The sequence below is a fragment of the Halochromatium sp. genome (assembly GCF_054919635.1).
The window spans coordinates 1-19,084 of the sequence record NZ_JBUDPI010000033.1 but is presented as its reverse complement, the minus strand read 5'-3'; the positions used below and the strand labels follow the sequence as shown (position 1 = coordinate 19,084).

At 62.8% G+C, this 19,084-nt stretch carries 15 protein-coding genes and 3 pseudogenes; 11 read left to right on the top strand and 7 right to left on the bottom strand.

The window, feature by feature from the left end:
- From ACY693_RS03880 to ACY693_RS03865, 4 genes and pseudogenes are all read left to right on the top strand, one after another.
- The coding region (locus ACY693_RS03880) for an adenosylhomocysteinase (protein WP_462320517.1) at window positions 1–140 on the top strand (140 nt) is incomplete at its 5' end.
- 207 nt (window positions 141–347) lie between these two features.
- A complete protein-coding gene (gene metF / locus ACY693_RS03875) occupies window positions 348–1,214 on the top strand; it encodes a methylenetetrahydrofolate reductase [NAD(P)H] (RefSeq protein ID WP_462320516.1) in 867 nt (288 codons plus the stop codon).
- Window positions 1,215–1,494: 280 nt separating this feature from the next.
- Window positions 1,495–1,758, top strand: coding sequence for a DUF1640 domain-containing protein (locus ACY693_RS03870; protein WP_462320515.1), 264 nt, complete (start codon window positions 1,495–1,497; stop codon window positions 1,756–1,758).
- Window positions 1,759–1,962: 204 nt separating this feature from the next.
- Window positions 1,963–2,136 (top strand): annotated as a pseudogene (locus tag ACY693_RS03865) (DUF29 family protein); the annotation flags it as partial.
- Window positions 2,137–2,425: 289 nt separating this feature from the next.
- Here ACY693_RS03865 and ACY693_RS03860 read toward each other — a convergent pair.
- The 5 genes and pseudogenes from ACY693_RS03860 to ACY693_RS03840 all read right to left on the bottom strand — a co-directional run bounded on the left by ACY693_RS03860 (window position 2,426) and on the right by ACY693_RS03840 (window position 6,950).
- Window positions 2,426–3,223 (bottom strand): BON domain-containing protein, encoded by a 798-nt coding sequence (locus ACY693_RS03860; protein WP_462320514.1) that lies wholly within the window; start codon window positions 3,221–3,223, stop codon window positions 2,426–2,428.
- 157 nt (window positions 3,224–3,380) lie between these two features.
- Window positions 3,381–3,647: a DUF4168 domain-containing protein gene (locus ACY693_RS03855; protein WP_462320513.1), complete on the bottom strand. Its 267-nt coding sequence runs from the start codon at window positions 3,645–3,647 to the stop codon at window positions 3,381–3,383.
- A complete protein-coding gene (locus ACY693_RS03850; RefSeq protein ID WP_462320512.1) occupies window positions 3,644–3,814 on the bottom strand; it encodes a hypothetical protein in 171 nt (56 codons plus the stop codon). The genes ACY693_RS03855 and ACY693_RS03850 overlap by 4 nt, the downstream gene beginning before the upstream one ends.
- Before the next feature lie 176 nt (window positions 3,815–3,990).
- Window positions 3,991–5,467, bottom strand: a pseudogene (locus tag ACY693_RS03845) (sigma-54-dependent transcriptional regulator).
- Window positions 5,457–6,950: pseudogene (locus tag ACY693_RS03840) on the bottom strand (sensor histidine kinase). Before ACY693_RS03840 ends, ACY693_RS03845 begins: the two co-directional pseudogenes overlap by 11 nt.
- 180 nt (window positions 6,951–7,130) lie before the next feature.
- On the opposite strand from ACY693_RS03840, the gene ACY693_RS03835 reads away from it, so the two are divergent.
- The 5 genes from ACY693_RS03835 to ACY693_RS03815 all read left to right on the top strand — a co-directional run bounded on the left by ACY693_RS03835 (window position 7,131) and on the right by ACY693_RS03815 (window position 11,380).
- The gene (locus ACY693_RS03835) at window positions 7,131–9,272 is read left to right on the top strand and encodes a SulP family inorganic anion transporter (protein ID WP_462320511.1); all 2,142 of its coding nucleotides are present in this window, start codon (window positions 7,131–7,133) and stop codon (window positions 9,270–9,272) included.
- A gap of 139 nt (window positions 9,273–9,411) precedes the next feature.
- Entirely contained in the window at window positions 9,412–9,786 is a 375-nt protein-coding gene (locus ACY693_RS03830) for an Mth938-like domain-containing protein (RefSeq protein ID WP_462320510.1), read from the top strand.
- A 62-nt stretch (window positions 9,787–9,848) separates the two neighbouring features.
- Window positions 9,849–10,541, top strand: a complete 693-nt coding sequence (locus ACY693_RS03825; RefSeq protein WP_462320509.1) for a hypothetical protein — start codon at window positions 9,849–9,851, stop codon at window positions 10,539–10,541.
- A 198-nt stretch (window positions 10,542–10,739) separates the two neighbouring features.
- Window positions 10,740–10,991, top strand: coding sequence for a type II toxin-antitoxin system VapB family antitoxin (locus tag ACY693_RS03820; protein ID WP_462320508.1), 252 nt, complete (start codon window positions 10,740–10,742; stop codon window positions 10,989–10,991).
- A complete protein-coding gene (locus tag ACY693_RS03815; protein WP_462320507.1) occupies window positions 10,988–11,380 on the top strand; it encodes a type II toxin-antitoxin system VapC family toxin in 393 nt (130 codons plus the stop codon). Before ACY693_RS03820 ends, ACY693_RS03815 begins: the two co-directional genes overlap by 4 nt.
- 56 nt (window positions 11,381–11,436) lie before the next feature.
- Here ACY693_RS03815 and rimI read toward each other — a convergent pair whose 3' ends face one another.
- Window positions 11,437–11,928, bottom strand: coding sequence for a ribosomal protein S18-alanine N-acetyltransferase (rimI, locus tag ACY693_RS03810; protein WP_462320506.1), 492 nt, complete (start codon window positions 11,926–11,928; stop codon window positions 11,437–11,439).
- Between the two features lie 424 nt (window positions 11,929–12,352).
- Between rimI and nifJ the strand changes: the two genes are divergently transcribed.
- Both nifJ and ACY693_RS03800 read left to right on the top strand, forming a co-directional pair.
- Complete coding sequence (gene nifJ, locus ACY693_RS03805) at window positions 12,353–15,937, top strand: pyruvate:ferredoxin (flavodoxin) oxidoreductase (RefSeq protein WP_462320505.1); 3,585 nt, start codon at window positions 12,353–12,355, stop codon at window positions 15,935–15,937.
- Window positions 15,938–16,023: 86 nt separating this feature from the next.
- The gene (locus ACY693_RS03800) at window positions 16,024–17,040 is read left to right on the top strand and encodes a dihydroorotate dehydrogenase-like protein (protein ID WP_462320504.1); all 1,017 of its coding nucleotides are present in this window, start codon (window positions 16,024–16,026) and stop codon (window positions 17,038–17,040) included.
- A gap of 101 nt (window positions 17,041–17,141) precedes the next feature.
- Here the strand turns inward: ACY693_RS03800 and ACY693_RS03795 are convergent, their stop codons facing one another.
- On the bottom strand, window positions 17,142–18,884 hold the full coding sequence (locus ACY693_RS03795) for a hypothetical protein (RefSeq protein ID WP_462320503.1): 1,743 nt from the start codon (window positions 18,882–18,884) through the stop codon (window positions 17,142–17,144).
- Window positions 18,885–19,084: the final 200 nt, after the last annotated feature.

Here is a 19,084-nt window from a genome sequence, read left to right as displayed (position 1 = left end):
CCAAGCACCTCGATGAAGAGGTCGCGCGTCTGCATCTGGACAAGGTTGGCGCCACGCTGACCCAGCTGTCGCCCGATCAGGCCGCCTATATCGGCGTCACCGTCGACGGACCGTTCAAGTCGGAGCACTACCGCTACTAAGCGGCCTCGGGCCCGACCGTCGCGCGACTGCCGCGGTCGGGCTCCTGATTGTGCCGCGCTCGGCCCCGTGCCTCTTCGGCGCGGAGCCAAGCGCGTTCATCCCGGACCCTGTCGGCGACGCGCCCAGATCCCCTCACGCAACCCGTCTCGCAACAGGCGCCCGCAGACAGAGGTCAACGGCTCATTCGACGCTCGGAGACCTCCTCTATGACCACCCCTGATCAACGCACCTTCAGCTTCGAGCTCTTCCCGCCCAAGACCACCGAGGGTATGGACAAGCTCAAGACCGCGGTGAAGCGGCTCAACGCCGTCGGCCCCCGCTACTTCTCTTGCACCTACGGCGCCGGCGGCTCAACCCGCGAGCGCACCTTTGCGACCGTCGATTGGCTGCGCGAGCAAGGCATCGACACCGCTCCTCACCTCGCCTGCATCGGCTCAGAGAAGGACGAGATCCGCGACATCGTCGGCCATTACATCGAGCAAGGCATCGACCGTCTGGTCGCACTCCGTGGCGACATGCCCTCTGGCATGGGCCGCACCGGTATCGGCACCTTTCGCTACGCCAACGAGCTGGTTGCCTTCTTGCGCGAGGAGTACGGCGACCACTTCAAGATCGAGGTCGCCGCCTATCCCGAATTCCATCCACAGGCGCCGAACGCCGAGGCTGATCTGGACAACTTCAAGCGCAAGGTCGAGGCTGGCGCCGATACGGCCATCACCCAGTACTTCTACAGCGCTGAGGCCTACTTCTGGTTCCTCGAGGAATGCCAGCGAATGCAGATCGACGTACCGATCATCGCTGGCGTCATGCCGATCAGCAACTATGCGCAGCTGGCGCGCTTCTCAGATGCCTGCGGCGCCGAGATCCCACGCTGGATCAGAAAGCGGCTGGAAGGGTTTGGCGATGACAAGGAATCGATCCGCAGCTTCGGCCACGATGTGGTCCTCGAGCTCTGCCAGCGGCTGCTCGATGGTGGCGCGCCCGGCCTGCACTTCTACACCATGAACCAGTCCGCTCCCACCCTGAAGCTCTGGCACGAGCTCGGTTTGCCCGAGACCAGCTCGGCGAGCTAGGCAAGAACAGGAAGCCCGCCTGAAAGCCTCAACCCCTTCGCCTGGCCTAGCGACCCGATCGCCTGAACAGGGCGCGATTTCAAAAGGCGATACCGCTCGCACTGATCCAGTGCGGGCGGTTTTTCTAATTGAAATCCTAGAGCGAATCCTGGCGGAGCGGAAACGATGAGCCAGAACATCGACGACTTCAACCGTGGCGCGGTGCTCAGCGGCTGAGCCGTTGACACCCACCGGCCGCCGGACCATGTTATCCGTCAGCACTGACTGACAACGGCCGCTCATGACCACGATCACCTTTGACACCCATCGATTCATCCGCACGCTCAAGGATGCCGGCATCCCCGAGAGCCAGGCCGAAGCGATCTCCGAGGCGTTTCGCGCCGCTCACATTGAGGCCGAGGTGGCGACCAAGACCGATCTGCAGGCGCTGGAGCTGGCCCTGAAGGCCGAGGTTCGAGAGCTGGAATATCGCCTCATCATCAAGCTCGGCGGGATGATGACCGTCGCGATCGCGGTCATTGCCGTTCTGGTCAAGCTGCTGTGAGGTGTTAGCATTCGGAGCCAGCTGGCATTGCCGCTGGCTCGCGATCACCTGCGATTGCCCCTCATCAGGAAGACAGCGTTACACCTCTTAAACCCCAAAACGATCGCGCGCAACTGACCTACCCAAGCGATTCCTGCAGACCACCTCAGTCACTTGAAGAGACTGATGCTGTACCTGCTCAAGTAGCACCATCAGCTCAGCCATCGCGGTGTCAGTTGGCGCCTAGCCATCGCCAATGCGCACGACGAGATCGCCGCCATCCTGCGCGATAGCGCGAGCCTTCGACCGCGACTCGAAGAGCTCGCCGCCAGCCGTTATCCCGGTGCGCGCAAGCAAGCGATCCTCGAGACCGGGCTTGCACCCTCCAGCTTTCCATAGACCTGCCCGTTCAGCGTCGAACAACTGCTCGAAGATGACAAATTCCTGAACACCTAAGCAGAAGCGCTGATCCAGATTCCTGGTTCCATATTCCAGTGAATCGAGACAGTCGATTCAGAAGGGCCAGATTGTGGATTGTCAAATACGCGCTACGCAGAGGCTGCTACTTTAGTTCCCGGAACCATCCACTCCTCCTTATAAACACCGCTCGCGCTGCGCTCAGCCCGGGCGGTTTTTTTTGTCCGGCTGATTTTTGTCCCGCTGGCGCGGCCCCATCAGAACAGGCCTGTCACAACAGCCGCTCGATGATGAGGCGCGAGTCGACCTCACGGACTCCAGGAATCTCGCTGGCGATGGTTTCGGCGACGCTGCGCTCAGCCGCCGAGGTCACCGAGCCGCTCAGTGTGACCACGCCTTCCCTGACCTTGATCTCGATCGCGCGATCGTTCACGGTCGTGTCAGATTGGAGCAAGGCCCGCAACCGGTTCTTGATCCAGTCATCGGCGCGCTCTTGCTGCTCGGCACGGCCCTGCCGCTCGCGCTCGCCAGCGATCAGGGCAGGATCGACACTGATGTAGTTGAAGACCTCATTGACGCCTTCGGTGCTCTCCGCCATCGCGGCAATCCGATCCTTGGTTGCCGAGGTGCCGACCTGGCCGTTTAATCGCACCACGCCACGCTCGACCTCAACCCGGACATCCATCGGGATATTGCTCACCTGCCAGCGCAGCCGCTGCTGCAGGCGAGCCGCCGTGGTCCGGTCCTGCACCTGGGTCAGTAGGCTGCTGCTCGCCTCCGGCATCGGTGCCTCCAAGCTCAGCGCCGAGTCAATCTCAGCCTCATCCCCTGCGATCAGCTGTGCTAGCTCGGTGGCGAGCTCGGCTTCGATCGCATTGGCCACGGCCCCATCCAGACGCAATCCGGCGTCGCTTGCCTGGACCTCGATGGCATAACCAGCGAGCAATGGATTCATGTCGATCAGCATCTGCGCCTTGGCCGCGGTCTCCGAGGTCGCGGCACTCGCAACCGTCGACGGCAGGCTGATCATGCAAAGCAGCAGGGTTGCCGCACTAGCGCCGTTACGCATCCCGACCTCCTGAGATCACCATGGTTGATATCGTGAGAAAGCCGCCTACCGAGACGGTCGGCGGCTTGTCCACGTCACGCGCCATCATGGCAGCCCAACTTGTGCACTGGAATCGCGAAGCTCCAGAGCCGTTGAGCGCTCAAGCGCTGGTCACGGATTATTGAGCCTCATTGATGGCCGTCTTGACCCGGTCGGCAAGTTTTGGATCGCGCCGCATGCCGATCGCGATGTCATTGTACTCCTCAACCGAGAGTCCACTCTCCTCGACCTTCTCGGCCATCTTATCCTGTGCCTCGCGCTGCATGCTCTGCGCATTATCGGCGTTCGGCGCATCCGAGAGCTTTGCGGTCAGGTCTTCGCTGATCTCCTGCACTGACAAGAAGGCCTCCGCAAAATCTTCGACCTTCTTATCATCGACATTCATGGGGCGCTCGGCGCTGCTTGGTAACCGGCCGCCGGGCCAGCTCCCGTACCTTGGCCGCCCATGCCTTGGCCTGCTGTACCCTGCTGGGCTAGAGCCGTTCCGATGGCAGTGAGCAGCACCGTCAGTGCAGCCATAGGAGCGAGTCGTTCGATGGTCATCATCGTCATGTCAAACCTCCAGGTGAGACGAGTGTGAATGGCAACCTGAGGTAATCACGTCCCATGCCAACAACGGAAAAAGACGAAAAAAAAGAGAAAACAGAGGCCTATGGGATTCTCGTCACATTATCAGCCACCATTGAACGCTCTTGCGCGCGGGTCATTTCGACACATGTGTCGTTTGGCTACGTGGCATCCTGTCCCGATGCATCCTCAAGCTTGCGATAGAGCGTCTTGCGCCCGATCCCGAGAATCTTGGCCGCGCGCTGTTTGTTGCCCTGGCTCCAGGCCAAGACCGCGCGGATGTAGCCGGCCTCAACCTCGGCCAGCGTTTGCCAGTCCTCGTCGGTGCCCGGCGCTCTGCATCCCGCCGCCGAATCTCCAGCCGCCAAGCCCGATGACAACCCCGATGGCAAGCCCGGAAACGCGCTCGACGCCGTCGAGGGCGCAGGCATCAGCCCGTTCGTATTGAGCCCAACGCGCACCGGCTCAGGCAAGTCCTCCAAGCTGATCTCCGTCTCCGGGGCCAGCGTGACGGCGCGCTCGATGAGATTTTCCAACTCGCGCACATTGCCGGGATAGGGGTAGCGCAGCAGGGCACGCCAGGCCTCGGTTGCAAAGCGCCGAGCCGGGCGCGCGCGCAACCGTCTGCTTCTGCAGACAATGCTGCAGTAAGGTGGCGATATCCTCGCCCCGGTCCCGCAGCGGTGGCACCTGAATGCGGAAGGTCTCGAGGCGGTAGAACAGATCCTCGCGGAACTGTCCGTCGGCGATGCGCGCGCTAATGTCGCGATGGGTGGCGGCAAGGATGCGAACATCGGTCGTGATCTCGGTGTTGGCGCCCACCGGTCGCACACGGCCGTCCTGCAGCAGCCGCAGCAGTTTGGTCTGCATCGCCGGCGGCATCTCGGCGATCTCGTCCAGAAACGGGGTGCCGCCATCGGCGGCAACGAACAGCCCTTGACGGGCGCATCGCGCGCCGCTGAAGGCACCGGCGGCGTGGCCAAGCAGCTCCGACTCGAGCAGGCTCTCCGGGATACCGGCGCAGTTGATGGCAATGAACGGCGCCGCCGAGCGCGGGCCCTCGGCCTGCAGCGCCCGCGCCACCAGCTCCTTGCCGGTGCCGGACTCGCCGGTGATCAGCACGCTGCTGTCGGACTGGGCGATGCGGCGGATCAGATCATAGAGCGCACGCATGGCCGGACTCTCGCCGAGCATGCCATGGAACTCGCCGCCCGCCAGCACCTGGCGATAGCGCGCCACCTCAGCCTGAAGCTGCCGGTTCTCCAGTACCCGCGCCACGGCCAGCCGCAGATGCTCGAGGTCGACCGGCTTGGTCAGGAAATCATCGGCCCCGGCCTTGAGCGCAGCCACCGCCTGACCGATGGTGCCAAAGCCGGTCAGCATGATGAAGCCGGGTCGCGGCGTCAGTGCCCGGGTCATCTGCAGCACCGCGAGCCCGTCCTCACCGGGCAGCCGCAGATCGCTCAGCACCAGCGCCACGGTCTGGCGGGCAAGGACGGCTTGTGCCTCGCTTGCATCGGCCACTCCAGTCAACGCATAGCCAGCATCTTCCAGCTCCTCGAGCAATAACTGCCGATAGCCGCTGTCGTCCTCGACCACCAAGATCAGCGGATGCTCAGCTCCAGGCTCAGCAGACATCATCGGCTCCTCGCGGCTCAGCAGTGGCCTCGGGGTTGCGCGTTAGCGGCAAGGTCATCTGGAAACAGGCGCCCTGCTGACACGCAGACGCCAGCCAAAGGCGACCACCATGCTCAGCGATGGCGGCACCGGCCACAGCCAACCCCAGACCGGTGCCCTGTCCAACCGGCTTGGTGGTGAAGAAGGGCTCGAACAGGCGCTCGATGGCCTCAGAGGCAACACCTGGACCATCATCCTCGACCTGCAGGTGCAGCTGCTCCTCGGCCAGCTCAGCGCTGAGCCGAACCCGCCTTGCAGCGGCCTGCAGGGCATTATCCAGCAGGTTGCCCAGGGCCTGCTCCACGCGTAGCGGGTCGACCTCGAGTCTGAGCTCAGCCAGGCTGTCGGGCAGCTCGATCTCGACCTGGAGATCGTGGCGCGCGGATGCCTGTCGCGAGCGCGCCACGACGCCTTGGATCAACGGTGCCAATTCGACCTCGCGGCGATTCAAGACCCCCCGACGGGCGAAATCGAGCAGCTCGCGCAGGATCTCCTCGACACGACCGAGCTCAACGAGCAGCTGTGCCAGCTCAGCCTGTGCCGGTGCCTCGGCTGGCAAGTGCCGCGCCGCTCGCTGGGCGCACCCCGCCACGCTGCCGAGCGGGGTGCCAAGCTCATGCGCCAAGCCGGCGGCGAGCCGCCCAATGGCCGCCAGCTTTTCCGATTGGCGTAGCTCGCGCTCAAGCCGCGCTTCACGCGCGCGTTGATCGCGCAGGCGTTGCTCGGAGGCCTCCCAGCGCCCGATCATGGCGTTGATACTGGCACCGAGACGACGCAGCTCATCTGGCCCCCGCTGCGGTACGCGCAATCCTGACTGGCCGGTGCCGATCGGCTCCATTGCGCCCATAAAGGCGCGCACATGCCGCCCAACGGCCCGATGATGCCCCCACCAGGACCACAAGCACGAAGACCAGCGCGAGCAGACCCAGCGCGATGCCCCCGAGCCAGCGTAGGCCGGCCAGATAGTCTTGGAAACGGGAGAGATCACGCGTGACCTGCAGCAGCCCAACCACCTGCCCAGCGTCATCGAACAGGGGTAGGAAGAACGAGAACACCTCACGACCGCGGCGCTCGTCAACACTGCCTTGGGTGCCTTCGGCGGTGAGCGCGCGCGCATCGCGCCGGCGCTCCAGCAAGGGGCTGTTCGGTCCACTGGTCGCGACGCGCTCACCAGAGCGATCGTAGACGTAGGCGCCAAACACCTGACGATCTGGAAGATCGAGTCCAGCGCCTCGCGCACGGCGTCGGTATCGCTGCGCACCATCGCTGCCGCGATCGGCAGTCTGATCGAGCGCGCCACCAGCTCGATATCATCCTGCAAGCGGCGCATCATCTGGCCTTCGATCTCGCGCAGTCCGAGCATGCCCACGGCGACCAGGATGCCGAGCAGCGGCAACAGTACGAACAGCAGAACAGCGTTGCGCAGTGAGCCTAAGCGTCGCATCCTCCTTATTCTTCAGCAGGCTAACCCTAATTGTCGACTGGATCGATTTCGATCTTCGAGTTACATCGATAGCATTGATGCATTACCCCAGGAACATCAATGCCCTGCAAGATTCAGGCAGGCTACAATGGGCGGTTTGGATGACATCGATTCGCTGCTGTATCAAGGTTCGAGACACCCATGCCCGCTACTCTGTTGAACACGCTGTTTCCGTTCCTGCGCTGGTTCCCACTCTCGGGCGACCGGCTGCGCGGAGATCTCATCGCCGGCATCACGGTTGCGCTCGTCTTGGTCCCGCAGAGCATGGCCTATGCCCAGCTCGCCGGGCTGCCAGTGGTCTACGGCCTCTATGCCTCGTTCATGCCGGTCATCGTCGCCTCGCTCTGGGGCTCGCTGCCACAGCTACACACCGGCCCGGTGGCGATGCTCTCGCTGATGTCGGCCGCCGCCGTGCTGCCGCTGGCGGCGCTTGGCAGCGAGGACTTTATCGCCCTCTCGGTGATGCTGGCGTTGATGGTCGGCGTCTTGCGTCTCGCCCTCGGGCTGCTGCGCATGGGCATCCTGGTCAATTTCCTCTCGAGTCCGGTGATCGTTGGCTTCACCAATGCGGCTGCGCTGATCATCGGCCTGTCTCAGCTGAGCAAGATCCTCAATGTCCCCTTCCCGCGCACCGACAACTTCGTGCTCGATCTCTGGACCGTGGTTCAGCAGCTGCCGCAAACCCACCTTCCGACCCTAGTCTTCGCGATCGCGACCTTCGCCATCATCATCGGTGCACGGCGGGTGATACCGAAGATCCCTGGGGTCCTGCTCGCCGTCGTGCTGACGACTCTGGTCAGCTGGTCGATCGGCTTCGAGCGCAATCAGCTGGTCTCGATCGATGCCATCCAGGATCAAGAGGCGCGTGAGCTGGCCGCCGGCTATGCCTCTACGGCTCGAGCAATCGACTCGCTCGGCGTGACCACGGCCCGTATCAATCAGGACCTACGGAAGCTGGTTTCCGCCGATGACCCCAATCGCTTTGCCGAGCTGGCGCTGTTGGAGGCCGACCTGCGCGTGCTGACCCGGGAGATGAATCAGCGCAAGCTCGCCAATAATGAGCGCCAGGTTGCATTGCATAACCTGCGATTCGAGCATGTGCTGACCGAGGATGGCCGTGACCTGTTCTACCGCCACGGCGCCGTGCCGGCTAATGTCGAGGCCGACGGCCACACCTGGCGCATCAGCAAGGTCGATGGCGATCAGGTCAAGATGCGGGGCGGCGGTGCCGTGGTCGGTACGATACCGGCAGGCCTGCCGAGCTTCCAGATGCCGGAGATGCGCATGGACTTCTTCTGGACTCTCCTCCCATCGGCATTGGTCATGGCGCTGATCGGCTTCATGGAAGCGACCTCGATCTCCAAAGCCATCGCTGCCCAAACCCGTGAGCGGGTCGATACGAGCAAGGAGCTGGTCGGCCAGGGGCTGGCCAACATCGTCGGCAGTTTCTTTAGCTCCTATACCGTCAGCGGCTCATTCTCACGCTCGGCGGTTGCTGCCAAGAACGGCGCCAAGACCGGGCTGTTCGCGATCATCAGCGCTATCGCGGTGATGTTGGTGCTGCTGTTCCTGACGCCGTTGCTTTACCACCTACCACAAGCCGTGCTCGCGGTCATCGTGATGATGGCCGTGTTCGGACTGATCAACGTGCGCTCTCTGATGCGGGCCTGGGAGATCGAACGGCAAGAGGCCCTGGTCGGTCTGATCACCTTCCTTGCCACGCTGGCGATGGCGCCACAACTGGCCAATGGAATCCTGCTCGGCGCGGGACTCGCCATCGTGCTGTTCCTGGTGCGCACCATGCAGCCGCGCACCGATATCCTCGGCCGTCGACCCGATGGCAGTTTGGCTGGAGTCAGTACCAACGAGCTGGAGCCAATCGGCAACAACTTCATTGTTGTGCGCTTTGACGGCTCGCTCAACTTCGTCAATGCCTCGCGTTTCGAAGACGTCCTGCTCGAGGCGCGTGCCAAGAACCCGCAGGCGCGCGCCGTCCTGATCGACGGCAGTGGCATCAACGATATCGACGTCACTGGCGAAGAGCGCTTGCGCGATGTGATCGAGACCTTCCGCGATAACGGTGTCGAGCTCTACTTCTCGAGCCTCAAGACCCAAGTCTACGAGACCCTAAGACGCGGCAGACTGTTCGCACTGCTCGACGAGACGCACTTCATCCGCACCAAGCGCAGCGCACTCGAGTTCATGGAGAACACCTTCGATAAGGGAGAGGCACTGCGGCCCGCAGCTCCGGCCGTTGGCCCAAGCACGCCGGTGCTGGGCTGAGGCTTTTGGCAACCGCCAAGGACGGCCGCCGACGGATACTGTTCATCAGACGCCGTGCTTGGCGCATCTCGGTTGCGGATGCCAGGGCTTAGGCTGAGCTGGCTTGTCTTGAGCGCTGTCCTCGGTTACTGTCGCGTCGATGAAATTCTCCGAGTTCGAGACCGATGCAGGGCCGCTGATCGAGGCCCATGAGCCAGGCCAGGTGCGTATCCAAGGCCGGCACTACAGCGGCACACTCGCGCTAACCGCTGGGCGGGTGCTGACCGACTGGGGTCCGGCGCAGTTCGAGCAGTTGGAGCCGATGCACTTCGAGGCCATTGCCGAGCTAGCGCCACAGGTCGTCGTGCTTGGCACTGGCGCCCGCCAGCGTTTCCCGGACCCTGCGCTCTATGCCAGCCTGCTAGCGCAAGGCATCGGCATCGAGATCATGGATACCGGCGCCGCCTGCCGCACTTACAACATCCTCGCCGGTGAGGGTCGGCGGGTCGTCGCCGCCCTGATTAGTGATGCATGAGCTTCAGCGATGCATGCGTCATCGCTTGACATCCTGAATGCTAAACGCATGAGCGACTGCTAATGGACCGCAAGATCCTGCTCTCGGTGCTGACCGGTGCCCTCCTCGCCTTCATCGGTATCTGGATGCTGCTCTCGGCCTTCCCCGACCAACGTGCCGGCGTCAAGCTCTACCCATGGGACATTACCCGCACCCCAAGCGGCCAGCTGCAAGTGTTTGGTTTGACGCTCGGCGAGAGCACGCTCGCTGACCTGCGCAGCTTGCTCGGTGAGGAAGGCAAGCTCAACCTGTTTGCTGAGACCAAGCCTGATGCCCCTGACGCTGATTTCACCGTCGAAGCCTATTTCGACAACATCCTGCTCAGCAATCTAAAGGCCGATTGGGTGGCCTCACTGGCGGTGCCGCAGGAGCAGCTCGCCGCGATGTACGATCGCGGCCTGCGCGCCAGCAAGCTCGCGAGCGGCAGCCGAAAGGTCAAGCTCGACCCCGAGGACGCCGCTAGACTCACTGAGGCGCCGATCCGCTCGATCACCTATCTGCCTTGGAAGAGCCTCCGCCCCGAAGACATCGTCGGCCGTTTCGGCGAGCCCGAGCGCAAGCTCACCGAAGAGCGCGGCGTGGTGCACTGGCTCTATCCGGATAAGGGGCTCGACATCGCCCGCGACCCCGATGGTGGCGTCGTGATCCAGTATCTGAATCCCGGGGAGTTCGAGCGCGCGATGCAGCCGCTCGAAGCGGCAACAGCAGCGCCATAGAAGCGAGCTCACAAGACGAATGCCGAGGACCACAGGAAGAGACGTCCATGAATGAGCATTCAAGTGAACCTTCAGACACACGACGAGCTGAAGGCAACGGATGCCTGAATGGACGTTGACAAGACCAAGGTTGGTTTGCTCTATTCTAAGCACAGAGGGTAGAAAGACAGCGTTATTGTCTGCAAATGGAGAATTGTTGTGTCGCTGAATATCAATAGTCCCGAGGCCGATGCCTTGGTTGCGGAGTTGGCTTGCTTGACCGGCGAGTCCAAGACAAGGGCGGTCATCGTCGCACTGCATGAACGCCTGGAACGCGCCCGCCGGGAACGCGATCGTCACAGCTTATCGAACGACCTTCAGGCCATCGGGAAGCGCTGCGCCGCTTATGGCCGTCGCGACACCACCAACCATGGCGAGCTTCTCTACGACGACTCCGGATTGCCGGGGTGATCATCTACACCTCCGCCGAGCTGGCGATCCTGTTCGCCGAGAATGACGCGGCCCGCTTCGCGGACGCGATTGCCGGTGCGGATCAACGGAGGATGTCCGCAGCCAACTTTCTTGAAGCCGGCATTGTGATCGACAAACAGCTCGGACCTGCTGCCAGCAGGCAGCTCGACGCCTTGATGGCCAAGGCCCGGGTTGAGGTTGCCCCGGTCACCCGTGAACAGGCCGAGATCGCTCGTCAGGCCTACTTGGACTATGTCAAGGGCATGCATCCCGCGGGTCTCAATTTTGGCGATTGCTTCGCATACGCCTTGGCAAGGAGCACGGATCGACCCTTGCTCTACAAGGGTGACGATTTCCCCCAAACCGACATTGCTTCAGCCCTTGAGTGAGCCGAAGGCGGTAATCGTTGACTGGCAATCAGGGAAACGATCCGTCTAACTGCCGGTTACAACGCACGCGCCATCAGCACCGCGTCTTCGCGGCCGTCTCGGTTCGGATCAGCACTTGGATCGGAACTGGGGTAATAACCCTTGCGCAGGCCGATCTCATCAAACCCCTCAGCCTGGTAGAGCCGAATCGCGCCCTGGTTTGATGCCCGCACCTCGAGGAAAGCGGTATCCGCCTCACGCTGACGCGCCAGCGCGAGCACTCGCCGCAGCATTTGCCGTCCAAGCCCACGGCCTTGGTGGCTCGGCGCCACGCAGAGATTCAGGATATGGCACTCACCCGCGGCCACCGACATCACCGCATGCCCGATCAAGCGTCCCGCCCGATCGGCGACCAGACAGTAATAGCTCGCACGCAAACAGTCGCGAAAGATGCCCTCGGTCCAGGGCACCGCATAGGCCTCACACTCGACCTGCATGACCTCGGTGAGATCGGCCTCGGTCATACGCCGCAAGGCGATCGCGCGCTCCGGTGTCAGGGGGAGAGTCATCCGGCGATTATAGCCAGGCGCGCGTTCGCCAACAGCCCAAGGCCAACCCCGTCTGGCTCCACAAGCCGCGGATGATCGACACCCAAAACCCCACCGTCAAGGTGTTAATCAATAATAAGATTTGACCTAGACCGAAAGGGTCCGAGCAGGTCCCCGAGATATTGGGAATCAATCGCCTCAGTTTCCTGACCCGGATCATGCTCGCGTTGAATTCCTTAAGGTTCTTGAATCCAGATCATCCGGTGAAGGTAAGAATCTCGCTATAGTTCCGCCGAGTTTCCCGTCTCCGGCCGAGCCGGCACACAGGTTTCCCAAGAAGGGCTCGCAACTGACGCTCGCTAGCGGGCGATTTCTGGGGACCAAGGTCGCGTCTCGCCTGGCGCCATGGCCGGAGCACCCATCACCTATCCAACGTGGTAACACGATGTCGCAAGAGCATATGGTCACCGTCGACGGCAATGAAGCCGCCGCCTACGTCGCACATTTGACCAACGAGGTCATCGCCATCTATCCCATCACGCCCTCATCCAACATGGGCGAATGGGCGGACGAATGGTCCTCGCTGGGGGTCAAGAACCTTTGGGGCACGGTCCCCAGTGTCATCGAGATGCAGAGTGAGGCCGGCGCCGCCGGGACCATCCATGGCGCGCTCCAGGCGGGGTCCCTGTCGACCACCTTCACCGCCTCGCAGGGTCTGCTGCTGATGATCCCGAACATGTACAAGATCGCTGGTGAGCTGAGTCCGGCGGTGTTCCATGTCTCGGCGCGCTCGCTGGCGGCCCAGGGCCTGTCGATCTTCGGTGACCATTCCGACGTGATGTCTTGCCGCTCGACCGGCTATGCGATGTTCTGCTCCGGCTCGGTGCAGGAGGTCATGGACTTTGCGTTGATCGCGCAGGCCTCGACGCTCGAGTCGCGGGTGCCCTTCCTGCACTTCTTCGACGGTTTCCGCAGCTCGCACGAGGTCAACAAGATCGCGAAGCTCTCGCACGAGCAGATCCGCACAATGATCGACGAGGACCTGGTCAAGGCCCATCGCGAGCGGGCGATGAATCCGGATCATCCGATCATTCGCGGCACCAGCCAGAACCCGGACGTCTACTTCCAGGGCCGCGAGACGGTGAATCCGTTCTATGCCGCGGTGCCGGAGATCGTGCAGAAGCGCATGGATCAGCTCGCCGAGCTGACCGGGCGCCAATACAAGCTGTTCGAGTATGTCGGCGCTGAGGACGCCGAGCGCGTGATCCTGCTGATGGGCTCCAGCACCGGCGCCGCCGAGGAGGCAGTCGAGGCGCTGGCCGCGCAGGGCGAGAAGGTCGGCCTGATCAAGGTCCGGCTGTTCCGGCCGTTCAGCAAGGCGCACCTGCTCGAGGCCCTGCCGGTCACGGTCAAGACCATCGGCGTGCTGGATCGCTGCAAGGAGCCGGGCTCCAATGGCGAGCCGCTCTATCTGGATGTGGTCACGGCGCTGGCCGAAGCCGTTGGCGAGGGCAGCATGGCGACCATGCCGCGCATCGTCGGCGGGCGCTACGGACTCTCGTCGAAAGAGTTCACCCCGGCGATGGTCAAGCGGGTGTTCGACGAGCTGGCCAAGGACAAGCCGAAGAACAAGTTCACCATCGGCATCATCGATGACGTCAGTCACACGAGCCTGGACTGGGACCCGGCCTTCAAGCCCGCGGGCGAAGGCGTCACCGAGTGCGTCTTCTACGGGCTCGGCTCCGACGGTACCGTCTCGGCCAACAAGAACTCGATCAAGATCATCTCCGAGGAGACGCCGAACTACGGCCAGGGCTACTTCGAGTACGATTCCAAGAAGGCCGGCGCGGTGACCATCTCGCACCTGCGCTTCGGGCCCAACCCGATCAAGAGCACCTATCTGATCGGCGATGGTGAGGCCAGTTTCGTCGCCTGCCATCAGCCGACCTTCCTGACCCGTTACGAGATGCTCGACAAGGCCAAGGACGGAGCGACCTTCCTGGTCAACTCACCAACGCCGGCTGACAAGGTCTGGGACGATCTGCCGAAATCGATGCAGCAGCAGATCATCGATAAGGACATCAAGCTCTACGTCGTCGACGCCTACGACATCGCCGAGAAGACCGGCATGGGGCGGCGCATCAACACCATCATGCAGACCTGCTTCTTTGCCATCTCCGGCATCCTGCCGAAGGACGAGGCGATTGCGAAGATCAAGGACGCGGTAAAGAAGACCTACGGCAAGAAGGGCCAGCGTCTGCTCGATCGCAACTACGCCGCGATCGATGCCACCCTTGATGGGCTGCACCAGGTCCCGATCCCGGGCGCGGTCAGCAGCCAGTTCGAGCGCCCGCCGGTAGTCCCTGCCGACGCGCCCGATTTCGTCCAACGCGTCACCGCGACCCTGATCGCGAACAAGGGCAACAGCCTGCCCGTGAGCCTGATGCCAGCCGATGGCACCTGGCCGACCGGCACCACCCGCTTCGAGAAGCGCAACATCGCCCTTGAGCTGCCGGAGTGGGAAGAGGACCTCTGCACCCAGTGCGGCAAGTGCCCGCTGGTCTGTCCGCATGCGGCGATCCGTTCCAAGGTCTTCGCCGAGGACGAGCTCGCGCAGGCACCAGAGGGATTCCAGAGCGCCAAGCTCAAGGGCAAGGACTTCCCGGAAGGGTTCCGCATCAGTTATCAGATCGCACCCGATGACTGCACCGGCTGCGGGCTCTGCGTCGAGGTCTGTCCGATTCGTGACCGCAAGGACCCTCAGCGCAAGGCGCTCAACATGCGCCCGGCCGAGGAGCGCCACGACATCGAGGTGCCGCGCTGGGACTTCTTCCTGTCATTGCCGGAATACGACCGCACCAAGCTCGACGCGAGCAAGATCAAGCACGCGATGATGCTGCAGCCGCTGTTCGAGTTCTCGGGCGCCTGCGTCGGCTGCGGCGAGACGCCCTACATCAAGCTCGCCACCCAGCTGTTCGGCGACCGGATGCTGATGGGCAACGCCACCGGCTGCTCGTCGATCTACGGCGGTAACCTGCCGACCACGCCCTACACCACCAACCCCGATGGCCGCGGCCCGACCTGGAACAACTCGCTGTTCGAGGACACCGCCGAGTTCGGTCTCGGCTTGCGCATGGCGGTCGATAAGCAGACCGAGCAGGCACGCGAGTACGTCGCGCTGCTCGCCGACAAGATCGGCACCGACCTGGCCGACGGGCTGCTCAAGGCCGATCAGAGCAGCGAGGCCGGCATCTTCGAGCAACGCCAGCGCGTCGCCGCGCTCAAGGAGAAGCTCGCCGGGATGGACGGCCGCGAGGCCAGGGTCCTGCTCAGCATCTGCGAGAACCTGGTCAAGCGCAGCGTCTGGATCGTTGGTGGCGACGGCTGGGCCTACGACATCGGCTACGGCGGCGTCGACCACGTCCTCTCGACCGGGCGCGATGTCAATCTGCTGGTGCTCGACACCGAGGTCTACTCCAACACCGGTGGCCAGACCTCGAAGGCGACGCCCATGGGCGCGGTGGCCAAGTTCGCGGCGGGCGGCAAGCCGACCTTTAAGAAGGACCTGGCCATGATGGCGATGGCCTACGAGAACGTCTATGTCGCGCAGATCGCCTTCGGCGCCAAGGACGTGCAGACCATCCGCGCCTTCCTCGAGGCCGAGTCCTACCCCGGTCCGTCGGTGTTGATCTGCTACTCGCCCTGCATCGCGCACGGCGTCGACATGTCGAACAACCTGCGCCAGCAGGACATGGCGGTCAACTCGGGCCACTGGCCGTTGTTCCGCTATGATCCGCGCAAGGTCGAGAAGGGTGAGAATCCGCTGCACATGGACAGCAAGGCGCCGAGCATCCCGTATCGGGACTATCTGGCCAGCGAGACCCGCTTCAGCGTGCTCAACCGGACCCATCCGGATGCCGAGCGCTTCCTGAAGCTGGCGCAGAAGCATGTCGAGAGCCAGTACTCGCTCTATGAGCAGCTGGCACGTCTGGCCTGGCAGAAGGCGGAGAAGCCCGCAAACGCCGAGTGAGATCCTGAACGCTGTCAGCGCGCGAGGGGCCTTGACCCCTCGCGAGCGCAGGCACCCGACGATGACCTTCGCCCCGGAGAATCCCTATGGACCTAACCACCAACTACCTCGGCTTCGAGCTCAAAAACCCGATCGTGCCCTCCTCCTCGCCGCTCTCGAAGAGCGTCTCGCAAGCGAAGGAGCTCGAGGATCACGGCGCCTCGGCGATCATCATGTATTCGCTGTTCGAGGAGGCCGTCACCACCGAGACCGAGACCATGAACCGCTTCCTGCATCAGCAGGACACCGGTTTCGCCGAGATCGGTGAGAGCATCATCCCCGATTGGAACGACTTCAGCACCGGCCTCGACAACTACCTCGAGAACCTGCGCCAGCTCAAGGTAGCCCTGGACATCCCAGTGATCGCCAGCCTCAACGGTGTAACCCCAGGCGGCTGGATCGAGCACGCCAAGGAGATCGAGCAAGCCGGTGCCGACGCACTCGAGCTGAACGTCTACTATGTCGCAGCCGACATCAACCTCGATGGCAGCCAGGTCGAAGAGCGCTATCTCGAGATCCTGCGCCTCCTCAAGAACCAGATCAGCATCCCGATCAATATGAAGCTCTCACCGAGCTTCAGCTCGGTCGGCAACATGGTGCAGCGTCTCGCCGAGGCCGGCGCCGACGGCGTCTCGCTGTTCAACCGCTTCTATCAGCCCGACATCAATACCGATAGCCTGCGGCTACAGCCAAGCCTGCATCCCTCCACCTCTGCGGAAGCGCTACTGGCAATGCGCTGGATCGCGATCCTCTACGGTCGTATCGATGGGCTCTCGATCGGGGCCACTGGCGGTATCCACACCGCCGATGACGCCATCAAACTGCTCCTTGCCGGCACCGATGCGGTTCATCTCTGCAGCACCCTGCTCAAGAACGGCGCCCCCCAGGTCGCGCGAATCCTCGACGGGATCACGCGCTGGATGGAAGAGCAGAGCTTCGAGTCGATCGCCGATATTCGTGGTCGCGTCAGCGCTCTTACCGTGCCGAATCCGGCGGACTTCGAACGCGCCAACTACGTCAATATCATCGACAGCTACAGCTTCGCGCCAGGCGTGCTGGTCTAACTGAGACGCTGTTCTCACCCTCTGAGCGATCGCCACGACGCACAAAGCGCGGCGATCGCTCTCCCCGGCCAAGGGCACCGATGAGCGGCCAAGGCGCCCTGCTAACGCAGACGCATTCCGGGACGAAGATCGGCGGCGTACCATGCCACCCCGGCATAAGCGACCCCCATTGGCTGATTGGCATTCGGCCCATCATCCGGTCGGTTGGGCTTGAAGAACAGAAGGTCTCCAGTGGTTGCGGCTCCCGCATAACCGGGAAAGCTGTAGCCTTCCCCAAGATCGGCCGTGTAGTAGGACCAACCGGTGCGTCGATCAACGAAACGGTAGACCGGTACAGCGCCCGGTTGTGCTGTGGCAAAGGCCCCGAAGGCACGCCCCTCATCGACCCAGCCACTGCCCGACGTCGACAAAGCGGTCTGCAGCACCGGGTCCAGCGTATAGACCCGGTCACCGCTCTCGGGATGCCAGAACGCCCAGACATCACTGACCCCGGGACGACCGGCCTCGTTGGCAAAATCCACACCGACGACGTCCAGTCCTTCCTCAACCCAGTCTTGTGCGGTGATCGAGCTACTGGTGAAACGGTCCGGCCCTGCCGGGTCGCGTAGTCGAAACACCACTGACAGGTCGTCATCGGCATCATAGGCATCCAACCGCTGTGCCGCATAGCTAACCGTATCGGGATCATCCAGACTGATCCGAATGGGCTCGAGCTCCGCAAGGGCTGGCTTGGTGTAACGCGTATTCGGGTCAGGCGTCCGCCCTGGTCCACCGGGGTTGTACAGGTCGAGGTAGCCGGGCACCGCGGAGGTCGGAATCTCGACGGCCGTCAGGCGTGCTACTGCACTCGCATCGCCTTTGAGCACGATATCGAAGTAGTTGTCGTGATCCTCGACATAATAGGCACGATCGGCCGGACCATCGGTCGGCGCACCGACCTCGGCCAGGCCGACGACCTCAAGCCCACCATCTCCAAGATCATAGTGCAGCCCGGATTGGCTAATCAGGACCCAGCGACCCTCAGCATCCACCGCATGCAGCCGGAAGAAGCGCTCGAAATCGTCCGGCAGCAAGCCACTGACCCCATCCGGTGAAAAACCGCCTGAGGTGAACAGCCGCAAGCGGAATTGCGCCTCTGACCCATAGAGCGAGAAGGCATCGTTCGGGAAAGCGTTGGCCAACGCTGGCGGCGGGAAATCCCCGACTGGCGAGAACCGACTCAGCTTCGCCCCAACGAGCGAGGGACCTGCGACATAGGGATTACTACTCGTCTGCGTCAGGCCCACGATCGACAGGGGTCCATCCGGGCCGACAGCGGTGAGCGGCGTTGCGTCAGCGACGATCTCGATGCTCTCCGGATAGATTGCGCCCGGCTCTCCGGGTGCAAGCCGATTACCGAACTGGCCAAACACCACGATCACATGACGCTCATTGAGGTCGTAATTGGGATTGAGCGCTGCCGCAACCGGCGTCACCACCGCACCTGTGTTCAGGTGGATCGCTATATCCGTGGCCGAGACCGTGCTCGGCAGTAACGGCCAGCTGAACTCGATCGGCATCGCATCGGCGAAGAGCGGCATGGCGCCGAAGCCTGCCACCGCGATCCCGATCGGACTGGCTCCAGAGGTGAGATTGCGTAACGGCGGCACGGGGTCCAATGCCGCCCAATCGAGATTGACCCCGGCACCAGCCGCGACCGCAGCCGGTAGATCAGCGGCTGACAAGAGACCAGGGATACCCTGGATGCCTTCGAAGCCATAGCCAGCGGCGAGAATACGGGGCTGGTCATCCCAGAGATCGGCGTTGATCAGGACATCACGGTGTAGCTGGAGGTACGCTGGCATCGCTGTCGGATCGGGTGGCGCTGATTCGGCGCACAACCCACTGCTGATCGTAGAGAGCATAAGGAGCGCCACGCTCCCAGAGTGGGCCTTGAAAGGGCCCCGGCAGAGACTTGCAGGCTTCATCGTCAGTGGTCTCGTCAGGTTGATCAAAGCGGGATAAGGCGTTGGACGTCGAGCGCTAGCAGACCCTCGCACCAATC

Coding starts and splice junctions, on each gene's coding strand:
- metF (WP_462320516.1), top strand. CDS start 348: ATGACCACCCCTGATCAACGCACCTTCAGCTTCGAGCTCTTCCCGCCC.
- ACY693_RS03870 (WP_462320515.1), top strand. CDS start 1,495: ATGACCACGATCACCTTTGACACCCATCGATTCATCCGCACGCTCAAG.
- ACY693_RS03860 (WP_462320514.1), bottom strand. CDS start 3,223: ATGCGTAACGGCGCTAGTGCGGCAACCCTGCTGCTTTGCATGATCAGC.
- ACY693_RS03855 (WP_462320513.1), bottom strand. CDS start 3,647: ATGAATGTCGATGATAAGAAGGTCGAAGATTTTGCGGAGGCCTTCTTG.
- ACY693_RS03850 (WP_462320512.1), bottom strand. CDS start 3,814: ATGACGATGATGACCATCGAACGACTCGCTCCTATGGCTGCACTGACG.
- ACY693_RS03835 (WP_462320511.1), top strand. CDS start 7,131: ATGCCCGCTACTCTGTTGAACACGCTGTTTCCGTTCCTGCGCTGGTTC.
- ACY693_RS03830 (WP_462320510.1), top strand. CDS start 9,412: ATGAAATTCTCCGAGTTCGAGACCGATGCAGGGCCGCTGATCGAGGCC.
- ACY693_RS03825 (WP_462320509.1), top strand. CDS start 9,849: ATGGACCGCAAGATCCTGCTCTCGGTGCTGACCGGTGCCCTCCTCGCC.
- rimI (WP_462320506.1), bottom strand. CDS start 11,928: ATGACTCTCCCCCTGACACCGGAGCGCGCGATCGCCTTGCGGCGTATG.
- nifJ (WP_462320505.1), top strand. CDS start 12,353: ATGTCGCAAGAGCATATGGTCACCGTCGACGGCAATGAAGCCGCCGCC.
- ACY693_RS03800 (WP_462320504.1), top strand. CDS start 16,024: ATGGACCTAACCACCAACTACCTCGGCTTCGAGCTCAAAAACCCGATC.
- ACY693_RS03795 (WP_462320503.1), bottom strand. CDS start 18,884: ATGCCAGCGTACCTCCAGCTACACCGTGATGTCCTGATCAACGCCGAT.